The 12,897-nt window shown below is 62.8% G+C and carries 11 protein-coding genes; 6 read left to right on the forward strand and 5 right to left on the reverse strand.

The annotated features are described in order from the left end of the window. Positions 1-29: 29 nt before the first annotated feature. Positions 30-1,049 (reverse strand): glycerophosphodiester phosphodiesterase family protein, encoded by a 1,020-nt coding sequence (locus ACSQ8R_RS06095; protein ID WP_436252531.1) that lies wholly within the window; start codon positions 1,047-1,049, stop codon positions 30-32. Between the two features lie 104 nt (positions 1,050-1,153). On the opposite strand from ACSQ8R_RS06095, the gene ACSQ8R_RS06100 reads away from it, so the two are divergent. The 4 genes from ACSQ8R_RS06100 (at position 1,154) to ACSQ8R_RS06115 (ending at position 6,162) form a co-directional block, all read left to right on the forward strand. Then, positions 1,154-1,477: an HlyU family transcriptional regulator gene (locus tag ACSQ8R_RS06100; protein ID WP_436252532.1), complete on the forward strand. Its 324-nt coding sequence runs from the start codon at positions 1,154-1,156 to the stop codon at positions 1,475-1,477. A 132-nt stretch (positions 1,478-1,609) separates the two neighbouring features. Next, a complete protein-coding gene (gene amt, locus ACSQ8R_RS06105; protein WP_436252533.1) occupies positions 1,610-3,535 on the forward strand; it encodes an ammonium transporter in 1,926 nt (641 codons plus the stop codon). Further along, on the forward strand, positions 3,535-4,794 hold the full coding sequence (locus ACSQ8R_RS06110) for a putative bifunctional diguanylate cyclase/phosphodiesterase (protein WP_436252534.1): 1,260 nt from the start codon (positions 3,535-3,537) through the stop codon (positions 4,792-4,794). The genes amt and ACSQ8R_RS06110 overlap by 1 nt, the downstream gene beginning before the upstream one ends. Before the next feature lie 84 nt (positions 4,795-4,878). Continuing rightward, entirely contained in the window at positions 4,879-6,162 is a 1,284-nt protein-coding gene (locus ACSQ8R_RS06115) for a diguanylate cyclase (RefSeq protein WP_436252535.1), read from the forward strand. Here ACSQ8R_RS06115 and ACSQ8R_RS06120 read toward each other — a convergent pair. Further along, positions 6,159-6,776, reverse strand: a complete 618-nt coding sequence (locus tag ACSQ8R_RS06120; RefSeq protein WP_436252536.1) for an FMN-dependent NADH-azoreductase — start codon at positions 6,774-6,776, stop codon at positions 6,159-6,161. The two genes, ACSQ8R_RS06115 and ACSQ8R_RS06120, sit on opposite strands and share 4 nt — an antisense overlap. Before the next feature lie 162 nt (positions 6,777-6,938). Between ACSQ8R_RS06120 and ACSQ8R_RS06125 the strand changes: the two genes are divergently transcribed. After that, positions 6,939-7,907, forward strand: coding sequence for a LysR family transcriptional regulator (locus ACSQ8R_RS06125; protein WP_436252537.1), 969 nt, complete (start codon positions 6,939-6,941; stop codon positions 7,905-7,907). 36 nt (positions 7,908-7,943) lie between these two features. Here ACSQ8R_RS06125 and ACSQ8R_RS06130 read toward each other — a convergent pair whose 3' ends face one another. Further along, complete coding sequence (locus ACSQ8R_RS06130; RefSeq protein ID WP_436252538.1) at positions 7,944-8,972, reverse strand: CorA family divalent cation transporter; 1,029 nt, start codon at positions 8,970-8,972, stop codon at positions 7,944-7,946. A 298-nt stretch (positions 8,973-9,270) separates the two neighbouring features. Between ACSQ8R_RS06130 and ACSQ8R_RS06135 the strand changes: the two genes are divergently transcribed. Then, positions 9,271-9,828 (forward strand): DUF2087 domain-containing protein, encoded by a 558-nt coding sequence (locus ACSQ8R_RS06135; protein WP_436252539.1) that lies wholly within the window; start codon positions 9,271-9,273, stop codon positions 9,826-9,828. A gap of 22 nt (positions 9,829-9,850) precedes the next feature. Here ACSQ8R_RS06135 and ACSQ8R_RS06140 read toward each other — a convergent pair whose 3' ends face one another. After that, entirely contained in the window at positions 9,851-10,687 is an 837-nt protein-coding gene (locus tag ACSQ8R_RS06140) for a PhzF family phenazine biosynthesis protein (RefSeq protein ID WP_436252540.1), read from the reverse strand. Between the two features lie 100 nt (positions 10,688-10,787). After that, positions 10,788-12,776, reverse strand: a complete 1,989-nt coding sequence (locus tag ACSQ8R_RS06145) for a bifunctional 2',3'-cyclic-nucleotide 2'-phosphodiesterase/3'-nucleotidase (RefSeq protein ID WP_436252541.1) — start codon at positions 12,774-12,776, stop codon at positions 10,788-10,790. Between the last annotated feature and the right edge of the window lie 121 nt (positions 12,777-12,897).

The following is a 12,897-nucleotide window of genomic DNA, read 5'->3' on the forward strand; positions in this document are numbered from 1 at the left end:
GATAGGCGGGCTGCATGACGGCGGGAAGTCTACCGGCTGCAGATCGTCGGTTTGCGGGGCAGGGCGCAGAAGCCACGGCGCTCCACCTCGGGCCGGGTTTTCTCGATGACATTGGTCCAGATGAGACCCGGAAAACCTGAAGGCACCATGTCCCACGTGTCGCGGTCGTCGATGCCGGACGATCCGGCATCGCCGGCCTCGAACGGGCCGATCAGTACCACATCCGAGCCGGCCGTCCGCATCCGGTCGTAGAAGCGCTCCGGCCAGCCCCAGAGCAGGAAGGCGAGATTGGCGGGGACCGGCACCAGCGTATTGCGGCAGGTCTCCGGAACGTGGCCGCTCCAGCCGAGCGCCAGGTAGTTGAGGAGGCAGGATTTTGCCGTGCGGTTGGAATAACCGGGAAGGCCCGCGACCAGTGACACCGCCCTTTCGGTCGGTTCATGGCCGCCATAGACGCCGAAGGCTACTGCCCGAGCGGGCGGGCGGCTGTTGAGCAGCGCGGCCAGCGCTTCGCCTTCCTCCGCCCGGCGGCTCTTGAAATTGATGAGGAACCGGCCCTCGGGTAATGCCGCGAAGACCTCCGGCAGGGTCGGCATCAATCCCTTGCCCTTTCCCCGGAACGGAAAGGTCCGGCCGCCATCGGCCGTGTAACCGTAGCCGATGTCGAGCGTCTTCAGGACCGACATCGGCGTCTGTTCCGTCACGCCCTTGCCCTCGGTGCGGCAATCGAGCGTCCAGTCGTGGAAGACGGCGAACTGCTTGTCCGGCGTCAGGTGCACGTCGAGTTCGACCACGTCGGCACCGGCATCGAAGGCGGCTTTCATGCTTGCCACGGTATTTTCCAGATGGGCATGCGTTGGCGGCAGCATCAGGCTCGCGGTGCAGGTGTCGTTCTTGATATCGGTGGCATCGAAAAGCTGATGCTGGCCGCGATGGGCGATGATCCTGATCGGCTTATCGTTGGGAAAACGGGAGAACAGAGAGGTATTGCCGACCCAAAGCGCGCCGGCGACAGAGAGGAGGGATGCTGTGACGATCTTCCATTTCATGCGGTCGGGCTCCTAATCGTACCGGTGGATATGAGACGCCCGACTGTGACTTTTCCTTGGGTGCCCGGCTTCCGGCCGGTGCAGGAATATGTTAGGCAGCCGACATGGCTTCGTTTCTGTCCAGTATATTCTCGATGTTCTCCGGTGGCGGCAAACCAGCCGAGGCACCTGCCCCTTCCGCCAAGCCTGTCGAGCATGGCGGCTGCATCATCCATCCGGCGCCGATCCGCGAAGGTTCGCAGTTCCGGCTGGCCGGACGGATCGAGAAGGACGTCGACGGCGAGACGCTGGTGCGCAATTTTGTCCGCGCCGACGTCTTCACCTCCATGGACGACGCGGTCGAATATACCGTCCGCAAGGCGCAGCAGATCATCGACCAGAATGGCCCGTCGCTGTTTTCAGATGGGGAGAAGTCGCGCTCCGCGTGATTTGCGTTCCGCATTGTGACCGCAAATATTGCGAGTCACACTTAAAATTAAAGCATTAGCGATAGCTTGAAGCATCTGTTCCGATGTCTTTTCTGCGGTCGACTGTTAATGCGATCTCGCTGGTCATATTTTATGCTTTTTATCGGCTCGGGGTTTTCCGGTGGCCTTGTCCCGGGCCCTGCCTCCGCGGACGATCTCCTTTCGCACACCTCCCGGCTGGACATGGCATGGGTGCTCGTCGCCGCCGGGCTGGTGATGATGATGCAGGTCGGCTTCCTCCTGCTCGAAGCCGGCATGGTTCGCTCCAAGAATTCGATCAACGTAGCCCAGAAAAACCTTCTCGATTTCGTCTTCGGCGTCGTCGCGTTCGCCGCGGTCGGCTTCATGATCGCCTTCGGCCGTTCGGACGGTTTCCTGTTCGGGAAGCAGAGCGAGTTCTATTCCCTGCGGGACCTCGACAGCTGGCAGTCGGCGTTTTTCGTCTTCCAGGTGATGTTTTGCGGCACGGCGGCAACGATCGTATCCGGCGCCGTTGCCGAGCGCATGAAGCTGTCCGCTTACGTTTTCGGCTCGCTGATAATGTCGGGGCTGATCTACCCGGTGTTCGTGCATTGGGCCTGGGGTTCGGCGCTGTTCCCGAATGCGTCGGCTTTCCTGTCGCAGATGGGTTTCGTCGATTTTGCCGGCTCCACGGTCGTTCATTCGACCGGCGGCTGGGTAGCGCTTGCGGCCTGCATGGTTATCGGCCCGCGCATCGGCAAGTTCAATGCCGACGGCACGCCGGTCAGGATCGCCGGTCATAGCCCGGTTCTGTCGACCACCGGCGCGCTGCTGCTCTTCATCGGCTGGATCGGGTTCAACGGCGGTTCGACGCTCGGCGTTTCCGATCATGTGGCGCCGATCATCATGAACACGGTCCTGGCCGGCGGCATGGGCACCTGCGTCGGTTATGTCATCGGCTTCTACCAGGACGGTGTCATCCTTCCCGAAAAGTCGAATTCCGGCATGCTCGGCGGACTGGTGGCGGTCACCGCCGGCTGCCACATTCTCGATCCGGCAAGCGCGCTGATGGTCGGCGCGATCGGCGGCGCCGTGGCGATCTTCGGTAACGCCTTCGTCGAGAGAACCCTGAGGATCGACGACGCGGTCGGCGCGATCGGTGTGCACGCCTTTGCCGGCGTCACCGGTACGCTGCTTCTGGCGCTGCTCGCTCCGGTCGATCAGCTGCCGGCCGGCGGCAGGCTGGCGCAGCTGCATGTGCAGCTCGTCGGCGTCGGCGTCAATTTCTACTGGTCCTTCGGCCTCGGCTACGCCTTCTTCTGGGCGGCGGACCGGCTGATGCGGATCCGCGTTTCGGCCAGGGATGAAGAGGACGGACTGAACCTTGCCGAACATGCGACGCGCCTCGGCGTCGGTCATGTGGAGGACGCGCTGGCCGATCTTCTCGGCGGCAACGCCGACCTGCGCCAACGCCTCCCCGTGGTGAAGGGCGACGAGGCCGAAAAGCTCACGGGGCTCTTCAACCGGCTGATGGACAACATCGAGGAGGAGGAGCGCAGCCGCGGAGAGCTGATGGAGATCCGCCACAAGAACGAGGATTCCGAACGCGTCGCAGCGCTTGCGAACGCCACGTTCGAGGCGATCCTGATCCACCGGGGCGGCATCATCGTCGATGGCAACGAACAGCTCGGCAAACTGGTCGGCCTGCCGCTGATCGAGATCATCGGCCGGTCCGTTTTCGATATCCTCCGAGACGGCGAGAAGATCCGTGTGGCGGACATCATGAAACTCAACGACGACAACAGCCATGAAATCGTCGTGGCATTGGCGAACGGCGAGGAAATCCCGGTCGAGGCACGGGGCCGCGACATTCTCTACCGTGGCGAGAAGGCCCGCATCGGCTGCCTCGTCGACCTTAGGGAACGGAAGCTCGCGGAGAGCCGCATGCGTTACCTCGCTCTCCACGATCCGCTGACCGGGCTGCCGAACCGCGTGCTGTTTTCCGAGCGGCTGACCGAACTGGTGGGGGAGGCCGGAAACGGCAGGGGTTGCGCCTGATGGTCGATCTCGACCGCTTCAAGGACATCAACGACATCCATGGCCACCAGGCCGGCGACGCGGTGATCCGCGAGACCGCCGCACGCCTTGCGGCCGAAGCCGGTGCGGACAACATCGTCGCCCGGCTCGGTGGAGACGAGTTCGCCGTCATCATCGCCCACACGTCCGATATCGACGAGCTTCAGGGGTTCGGCGATCGGCTGCTCGCCGCGATGGCCTATCCGATCGATATCGGTCACGGCGAACAGGTCAATATCAGCGTCAGCATCGGCGGCGCCCTGTGCCCCGAAAATGCGGGGGACGTGGACGCGCTGATCGGCTGTGCCGACGTCGCGCTCTATCACGCCAAGAATGCCGGCCGGAACGCCTGCCGAACATTCAAGCCCGGCATGAACGAACTGATCGAAAAGCGACGGGCGCTGGAGGTCGATCTGGAGATCGCCCTGCAGCGGGGCGAGTTCGAACTGTACCTGCAGCCGCGCGTCGAGGCGGAAAGCGCCATCATCATCGGTTACGAGGCGCTGTTGCGATGGGTTCATCCAAAGCGCGGAATGATCAGCCCCGGCGATTTCATTCCGGTGGCCGAAGCCTCCGGCAAGATCATCCGGCTCGGCGCCTGGGTGCTCGCCGAAGCCTGCAGGCTCCTGGACGATATCGACGGCCATATCAGCGTCAACGTCAGCCCGCTGCAGTTCCGCCATGCGGATTTCGTCGCCGATCTAGCCGACCTGCTGAAAAGCACCGGCGCCGACCCGCACCGGATCGAACTCGAGATCACCGAAAGCGTGCTGATCGAGGACGACAAGCGCGCCGTGCAGATCCTCAACGATCTGAAGCGCATGGGTTTCCACATCGCGCTTGACGATTTTGGCACGGGTTATTCGTCGCTGAGCTATCTCAGCCGCTACCCGTTCGACACGATCAAGATCGACCGCAGCTTCGTCAACAACCTGAACCTGGTCGACAACGCGCAGATCATCGTGCGCACCATCATCGACCTTGGCACCGGCCTCGGCATGAAGGTCGTCGCGGAAGGCGTCGAAACGACGGAGCAGGCGCTGTTCCTCGCCCATGCGGGCTGCGACGAGCTGCAGGGTTATCTTCTCGGCAAACCCCGGAAACTGGGCGAGATCACGCGCGAAATCGATCCGGCGATCGCCACTCAGCTCCGCAACGTGCCGAAGAAGCTGCCCGAGATCCAGGACTACCCGACGTTCGAAGGGGAAACCTACCAGCCGTTATTGCATAGTCATGCATAATGCCCATAATCCTCATGGGGCTGGAGCACGTAAAACGATAGCCGTTACAGCGGCATAGCACCTTGAGGGGTGGAGCGGATCGAGATGCAAGCGTTCAATCTGGCCCTCTTTCTGCTGGAAGCGGTGATCTACTTCTCTGTCATGACGGCGTTCCTGCATTTCCGTCGTCAGCTCGGCCTTGGAGTGTTCCTGGCCGCACTCGGCGTCATGCATTTCATGGAAACCTACCTCGCCGCGGTCTTCTACATTCAACTTCCATTCGGCGCCGTTTCCCCCGGCTCGTCGGTCTTTTTTGCCGGCAAGCTGATGATGATCCTGCTTCTTTACCTGAAGGAGGATGCGGCAGTCGTCCGCCAGCCGATCTACGGGCTCTTCCTCGGCAATCTCCTGACCGTCGGCATCGCTCAGATTCTCCAGGCGCATGAGGTCGTGGCATTGCCGGGGGGACGCGCCGCCGATATGGTGTTCCTGAGCGAGATGGGCTGGCTGATGGTGTGGGGCACGGCGCTGCTCTATGTCGATGCAATCGGCATCATCCTGCTCTACGAAAGGCTGGGCCGGGTGCTGCGCAGCAATGTCGTGCTGCGTTTCGCGATCAGCGGCGCAGCCGTCCTGACCTTCGACCAGATCGGCTTCTACGCGGCACTGAACGTCCTCTTCGGTGCTCCACCTTCGGTCTTCTTCGGCGGGTGGTATGCCAAGCTCCTGTCCGTGGTGCTCTATTCGCTGCTCTTTGCCGTCTATCTCAAGATCGAGCAGATCCCGCGGCTCGCCAGATCGACGCGCGAGATCACCGACATCTTCAACGACCTGACGTTTCGCGAGCGCTATCAGGCACTGCTTGCCAAGAGTGGCGTCGATGGGCTGACCGGTCTTTTCGACCGTGGCCGGCTGGAGGCGGATGTTCCCAAGCTCATTCACCGCTGTCTCGATCGCGGAACGGGGCTCAGCCTCATCATCGTCGATGCGGATCATTTCAAGCAGGTCAACGACCTCTTCGGCCATCTGAAGGGGGACGAGGTGCTGAAAGAAATTGCGCTCTGCCTGCAGGTCGGCTCGCGCCCGAGCGACCATCTCTCCCGTTTTGGCGGCGAGGAATTCGTACTCATCCTGCCCGATACTGATCACGACAGCGCTTTGACGATCGCTGAGCGCCTGCGGACCGCAATCTGCCGGTCGGTCGTTCGTCCCGACGGCCAGTGCGTGACGGTATCGATCGGCGTGGCCACGGCTCCGGAAGACGGACACGCGCTCGATACGCTGCTCGGGCGCGCCGACGAACGGCTCTACCACGCAAAAAATGACGGCCGGGACAATGTCCACGGCCGTCACGGCAGGCTCGTCCCGTCAGGCGCAGGGACGGCTTAAGCGGCGAGAGCGAGCTGCCTGTTGCGCTGCTGGGCGGTGGCGATGGCCTTTTCAGCAGCTTCCGGGCCGAAGGCGAGGCCTTCGACGTAGATCACTTCCACATCCTTCATACCCATGAAGCCGAGGACGGTCGTGAGGTAGGGGACGGCATGGTTCATGCCGATGGCCGGACCTTGCGAATAGACGCCGCCGGATGCGAGCACGATATAGACCTTCTTGCCGGTGGCGAGGCCTTCCGGGCCTTCAGCCGTATAGCGGAACGTCTGGCCGGCGCGGGCGACGTTGTCGATCCAGCTCTTCAGGGTCGAATAGATGTTGAAGTTGATGAGGCCGGTGGCGATGACCAGGGTATCGGCAGCCAGCAGTTCGGCGACCAGCTTGTCCGAATAGTCCGCGGCGGCGGCTTCCGCCGGGCTGCGGTCGGCCGCGGGCTTGCGGATGGCGGACGTGGTGACGCTGTCGAGATGCGGGATCGGGTTGGCGCCGAGGTCGCGATGCACGACCGAGGTTCCGTTGTCGCGGGCGCTCAGTTCGTTGGCGAGGTCGTGGGCGACCTTGCTGGACAGCGAGTCGTCGCCGCGGGGGCTGGAAGTGACGAGAAGGATGGAGGACATGCTTTTTTCCTTGTCTGGAGATCCTATCTGCGGTCTTGGGCTTCGCAGAAGGATTGGGGAGCGGGTGGATCCGCGGTGTTCGAGAATTTAGATAGGCGTGGACGCCCATCGATAAAACTGAGATAATCTCGAAGCTATCTATCGAAAACTTGGATGATGCCCATGGATGCCAACCCCACCCTCGATCAGCTGCAGGTGTTTTTGGCTGTTGCCGAGACGGGCAGCTTTTCCGCCGCCTCGCGCGTGCTGAACCGGGCTCAATCCGTGGTGAGTTATACGATCGGCAATCTGGAAGCCCAGCTTGAGATGCCGCTTTTCGAGCGCAGCGGCGCCCGCCAGCCGAAGCTGACGGAAGCCGGCAAGGCGATGCTGACCGATGCGCGGCGCATCGTCGCCGACCTTCAGGTGATGCGCGCCCGGGCGAAGAGCATCAAGCAGGGGCTGGAAGCGGAACTGTCGTTGGCGCTGAGCGTGATGGTGCCCTCGGATGCCGTCGTCGCGGAGCTCAGGGAATTTCGCGACCGGTTTCCGAGCGTCTCGCTCAACCTCAATGTCGGCGAGCTCGGCATGGTCATGGAGATGGTGATCGCCGGCAAGGCCGATATCGGAATAGGCGGATCGATCCTTCGGCAGGACGACTCCCTGGTGATGCAGAAGATCGGCCACTCGTTCATGATTCCCGTCGCCGCCGCCGAACATCCGCTCGCAAAATTCGGCCGGCCTCTGACGCTCGCAGACGTGCGCGAGGAAGTCCAGATGGTTGTCAAGGATATGTCCGGGCTGACGAAAGGACGCGATTTCAATGTCTTGTCCTACAAGACGTGGCGCGTGGGCGACATCGCCACAAAGCACCAGTTGATCAAGGGTGGTCTCGGCTGGGGCGGTCTGCCGGCGTCGGTCGCTGGCAAGGACATCATGAACGGAAGTCTCGTGGCGCTCGATCTCCAGGCCTACGAGCAGAGCCAATATCCGCTCTATGCCATGCGCAGGACCGCGAATCCGCTGGGACCTGCGGGCCGATGGCTGATCGACGCCATGGAGCGACGGCTTTCCACCTGCCCGAGCCATGGCGACTTCAAGCAGATGCTCGGCATCGAATCTCGGGAAGCGCTCCCTCAAGCTGCCGAATAGCCGAAGCTGTGCGGGCCGCGGCGCACCAAAGCGGGCTCAAAGCCACTCAATGCGCTTGAGGATCCACAGCGTTGCCGCGGAAATAACGATGACGAGCCCGACGATGATCAGGAAAGCCCAGGTCTCGTTGACGCCGGGAACGCCACCGACATTCATGCCGAACAGGCCGGCGACGACGCTGGGCGGCAGGAGCAGCGCCGCCAACGCGGCAAGCCTGTTGGAATTGCGCGCGATCCGCTCGCCGATGACCGTGGAAAGGTCGTCATGCAGGATGCCGGTCCGGTCGCGGATCGCGTCGAGATATTCGATGAACCGCATCAGCTTGTCGATCACCTCGCGAAAGCGGAGCTTGTCCCGTTCCTTGAGCCATGGCGCGTCGTCGTGCTCGATCCTGTTGAGCGCGTCGCGCTGTGGCGCCAGATAACGGCGCAGCTGCACGGCGCGGCGACGCAGAAGCTTGAGCCTCTGGCGGACCTCGCTCGCTTCCCCCTTGAAAATCAGCTCGTCGAGTTCATCGACCTCTTCGTCCATATCGTCGAGCACCGGCTCCAGATCGCGAACGAGCTTGTCGCTGACGAGCGCCAGCAGTTCTCCCGCCTGCCGGGGACCCTTGCCGTTGTCGAGCGCCCGCCGGATATCGCGCAGCGCCGTGATATAGTGGCCGCTGTCCCGCAATGTCACCAGCCGGTGTTCGTCCACCCAGATATGCAGGGGGACGAGATCGATCTCGTCGGAGCTTTTCTCTGCTTCTTCCGGCGGAGCCGCGCAGACACCGCGCAGGATGATCAGCAGCCCGTCGCCCAGGGGCTCGACGCGCGGGCGAGAATCCTCCGCAAGAAGTGCCTCCGCCACCAGCGGATCGAATCCGCCGCTGGTGTTTATCCACTCCGCCGTTGCCGGATGATCGCGCTCGAAATGCAGCCAGACGATACCGTCCCCCGGCGTCCAGCTGCAGGCCTCGGCCATGGTCATCGTCCTGCAGCCGCCATGCCCGTCGAGGGCGAGGGCGAAGCGCAGGCCGGGCTCGTCTCCGTAGCTCACTGCGGTCTTGGTCTTTTCGAGCATTGATGCGAGTCCTCCTCACGCCAGGTCCATCGATTTTATCAGCAAGTATCGTGCCCGCGAAGCGTAACTATTCCCTTCAGAAGGGCGGAACCGCCCAAGCGCCGCTGCGAGTTGACGCTGTTCCAGCCTCTGCTATAACGACGCCACGGTCTGCAGTTCACCGAGGCGTCGCCGTCCCGAAAGGGAAGCTAAACCTGCCCAAGACAAGATGATCAGCACTTATCCCGTGCTCGAGTCGACAAGCCGGCGACCAGCGACACCCCGACTTTTTGGGGAACGGCGCGTTCGAGGATAAGACATGCCGAGATCCATCTTTCCCATGGAGATCGCCGACCTTTCGGCTTTCGCCAAATCTCTCCGCAGCGAAATCGCCAGGTGCGATCACAAGCCGAGCCATCTGGAGATGCTCAATCTCCTGACCCGGGCCGCGGGTTTCCGCAATTACCAGCATTTTCGGGCCATCGCCAAGACGGCCGACGTCCTCGCGGAATGGCGCCCGGTGCTGGACGACACACCGCCGCCCGATGAGGCGAAGGTGCTGAAGACCGCCCGGCATTTCGACGAGGAGGGCAGGCTCATTCGCTGGCCGGCCAAGCGCGGGCAGCAGGAAATCTGCCTCTGGTTCCTGTGGTCGAGGATACCCGCGGGCCGCGATTTCAACGAGCGCCAGATCAGCGAACTGTTGAACACGCTGCACCTCTTCGGCGACGCCGCGATGCTGCGCCGGGACCTCTTCGATTTCGGTCTCGTCCAGCGCACCCGCGATGGCCGGGAGTACCGGCGGATCGAACAGAAACCACCGGCCGAGCTGAAGCTGCTTCTGTCGCGGATCGGGCAAAAGGCCGAGGCTGCTTAAGGAGACAAGGGCCCCAACTGCGTCAGAGGGTGACAGTGCCCTTGATGCAGTTGGCGACCTCTCCGCCGATCCAGATATCGTCGCCCTGTTGGTGCACATGGACGCGTCCGGCCCGCCCGAGCGCCGTGCCTTGGGCCGCTATATAGGTCGGGGGTGCGATCCCGCCGCCGATCAACCATTGTGCCAGTCCCGCATTCAGGCTGCCGGTGACGGGGTCCTCGAAACCGGCTGCCGTTAAGGCGCGGACTTCGAATTGCGCCTCCGTACCGTCTTCAGCCGAATCGAACGGACCGACGATGCCGACCCGGAGCCCGGCGAGCACCGCAAAGTCGGGCTTCACGGCCAGCACGTCCCGGCGGGAATCGAGAAGCACGCCCATCCAGCCTGGACCGTTGTCGATCCAGTTGACGGCGCGGATCGAGCCTATCGGGATCTCAAGCCCGCGCGCAACCCGCTCGACGATTTCGGCCTCCACCGGACCCTCCCGCCGCAGCGGCGGTGCGGCGAAGGAAAGCCGCTGGCTGTCGCGGCGGATGCGGATAAGGCCAGCCTCGCATTCCTGCACGATTTCATCCGCTGCGACCGCGCCGGACTGCGACAGCCAGACATGGCAGCTGCCGAGCGTCGGATGGCCTGCGAATGGCAGTTCCTGTTTCGGCGTGAAGATCCGCACCCGGTAGTGAGCCTTGGGGTCGCGGGGCGATAGGAGAAAGGTCGTCTCGCTGAGATTGGTCCAGTTGGCGAAGGCCTGCATCTGCGCCTCGCCGAGTGCGTCGGCATCGGCGACCACCGCGAGCGGATTGCCACGCATGGGTTGGCTGGAAAAGACATCGACCTGCTGAAAAGAAAATGCGGGCATTCGGCCTCTCGTCACTGGCTGGAGACGGGCTTGGAAAGAAAGACGGCAGCCGCTGGGGCTGCCGTCCTGCTGTCATGGATTGCACGCGTTCCGTCGGATGCTAGAGCACCAGCCGGAACTTCGCAAAGCCGTTCTCGCCGTCGCCGGCATCCTCGATCTTGGCGCCCTTGATCTGGCCGGCGAAGTGGCGGGCCTTGGGGCCGGTCTCGAAGATCGCGGTGGTGCCGGGCAGCGGCTTGAACGACCAGTTGGCGTCGGCCGACGGGTTGATCGTGCCCTGGTCGACGATATAGCGCACGATCACGTCGCGGTTGGTGTCGGGCGCCACGAAGATCACCTTGTCGCCGGCGATCTCCGGGAACTTGCCGCCGCCGCCGGCGCGGTAGTTGTTGGTCGCCACCACGAATTTCTGTTCGGGGTCGATCGGCTTGTCGTTGTACTGCAGGTTCACGATGCGGTTGGAGTTCGCATTGATCAGCTTGCCGTCCTTGTCGAACCGGGCCGGCTGCGACAGGTCGATCTGGTAGGTCACGCCGTCGATGACGTCGTAATTGTAGGACGGGAAATCGTTGTTGAGCAGCGGCGCGTCCTTGGCGCCTGAGGTCACCTGGTTGAACATGCCGGCCGACATTTCGAGCCAGTTCTTGACCTGTGCTCCGGTGATCAGCACCGCCTGCACGGTGTTCGGATAGAGATAGAGGTCGGCGACGTTCTTGATGGCGATGGCGCCCGCCGGGACGTCCGTGAAATATTCGGCGCCGCCGCGGCCGCCGGCCTTGAAGGGAGCGGCGGCGGACAGGACGGGCAGGTCCTTGTACTGGCCCTCTTTCAGCATGTCCTTGATGTACCAGGTCTGGGCATTGGAGACGATCTGCAACGACGGGTCATCGGCGACCAGCGCGAAGTAGGAGTAGAGCGGTGCCGAGCTCTTGCCGACGGCGCGCCGCACATAGGCGAGCGTCGCCTCGTGCTCTTCCTTGGCGGCGGCGATGACTTCCGGCTTGTCCTTGACGTCGGCGACGATCTTGCGGGCATCGTCGCGATGGTAGATCGGCCGGGCTTCCGAGGAGGAATCGACAATCTTCCAGCTCTTGCCGTCCTTTTCGAGCAAAAGGTCGATCAGGCCCATATGCGAGCCCCAGAAGCCGCCCATGACGGCGGGCTTGCCCATCAGCTTGCCCTTCTTGGTGTCGGCACCGACAATGCCGTCGAAATCCTTGGTGCCGGGGAAGACCAGATGCTGGTGGCCGGTGAAGATCGCATCGATGCCCTGGATGCCCGCGAGATAGAGCGAGGCGTTTTCCATCCGCTCGCTCTGTCCGCCTCCGTCGATGCCGGAATGGGAGAGGGCGATGACGATATCGGCGCCTTCCTCCTTCATGACCGGAACCCAGGCTTTGGCGGCATCGACGATGTCCCGGGTCTGTGCCTTGCCTTCGAGGTTCTTCGCGTCCCATGTCATGATCTGCGGCGGCACGAAGCCGATGAAGCCGACCTTGACCGGGCTCGTCGCGCCCGAACCGTCACGGATCTGCTTTTCGACGATCACGTAGGGTTTCAGGAAAAGCTCGTCCTTCTTGGCGTCGGACGCCAGCGCGCCCTTGGTGAGGTTGGCGCAGACATAAGGAAAACCGGAACCGGCCAGAACCTTGAACAGGAAGTCGAGGCCGTAGTTGAATTCGTGGTTGCCGAGCGTGCCGGCATCGTAGCCGAGCACGTTCATCGCCTTGATGACCGGGTGCTTGTCGCCGTCCTTCATGCCGCGCTCATAGGCCATGTAGTCGCCCATGGGATTGCCCTGCAGGAAGTCGCCATTGTCGATCAGCATCGAATTGCCGGCTTCGGCGCGGATCGCGTCGATGATCGAGGCGGTGCGGGCAAGGCCGAGCGTGTCGTTCGGCTTGTCGGCGTAATAGTCGTAAGGGAAGACGTGGACGTGGATATCGGTCGTTTCCATGATGCGCAGATGCGCCTGATTGCCGGCCGCGCGGGCGGCAAACGGGTGCAGCATCACGAGCGCCGAGGAGGCGGCAAAACCTCCGAGCAGCGAGCGGCGGGTGATCGGATGAAGATCGTTGAGCGACGACATGGGCAGCCTCCTTGGTACGGACCGGTAAGCAACAATTCGGCGCCATATTGACCCGCGTGCATTGCATCGCCAAGCGGATTCTGAAGCGTCGGAGGAGAGGAATATATGGGGGCTGCCTCTG

This window comes from Neorhizobium sp. LjRoot104, from assembly GCF_964253725.1.
Classification (GTDB): Bacteria; Pseudomonadota; Alphaproteobacteria; order Rhizobiales; family Rhizobiaceae; genus Neorhizobium.

What these genes read in the sequence shown, in the direction of transcription:
- ACSQ8R_RS06095 (WP_436252531.1), bottom strand. Translation starts at nt 1,049, where the DNA reads ATGAAATGGAAGATCGTCACAGCATCCCTCCTCTCTGTCGCCGGCGCG.
- ACSQ8R_RS06100 (WP_436252532.1), top strand. Translation starts at nt 1,154, where the DNA reads ATGGCTTCGTTTCTGTCCAGTATATTCTCGATGTTCTCCGGTGGCGGC.
- amt (WP_436252533.1), top strand. Translation starts at nt 1,610, where the DNA reads ATGCTTTTTATCGGCTCGGGGTTTTCCGGTGGCCTTGTCCCGGGCCCT.
- ACSQ8R_RS06110 (WP_436252534.1), top strand. Translation starts at nt 3,535, where the DNA reads ATGGTCGATCTCGACCGCTTCAAGGACATCAACGACATCCATGGCCAC.
- ACSQ8R_RS06115 (WP_436252535.1), top strand. Translation starts at nt 4,879, where the DNA reads ATGCAAGCGTTCAATCTGGCCCTCTTTCTGCTGGAAGCGGTGATCTAC.
- ACSQ8R_RS06120 (WP_436252536.1), bottom strand. Translation starts at nt 6,776, where the DNA reads ATGTCCTCCATCCTTCTCGTCACTTCCAGCCCCCGCGGCGACGACTCG.
- ACSQ8R_RS06125 (WP_436252537.1), top strand. Translation starts at nt 6,939, where the DNA reads ATGGATGCCAACCCCACCCTCGATCAGCTGCAGGTGTTTTTGGCTGTT.
- ACSQ8R_RS06130 (WP_436252538.1), bottom strand. Translation starts at nt 8,972, where the DNA reads ATGCTCGAAAAGACCAAGACCGCAGTGAGCTACGGAGACGAGCCCGGC.
- ACSQ8R_RS06135 (WP_436252539.1), top strand. Translation starts at nt 9,271, where the DNA reads ATGCCGAGATCCATCTTTCCCATGGAGATCGCCGACCTTTCGGCTTTC.
- ACSQ8R_RS06140 (WP_436252540.1), bottom strand. Translation starts at nt 10,687, where the DNA reads ATGCCCGCATTTTCTTTTCAGCAGGTCGATGTCTTTTCCAGCCAACCC.
- ACSQ8R_RS06145 (WP_436252541.1), bottom strand. Translation starts at nt 12,776, where the DNA reads ATGTCGTCGCTCAACGATCTTCATCCGATCACCCGCCGCTCGCTGCTC.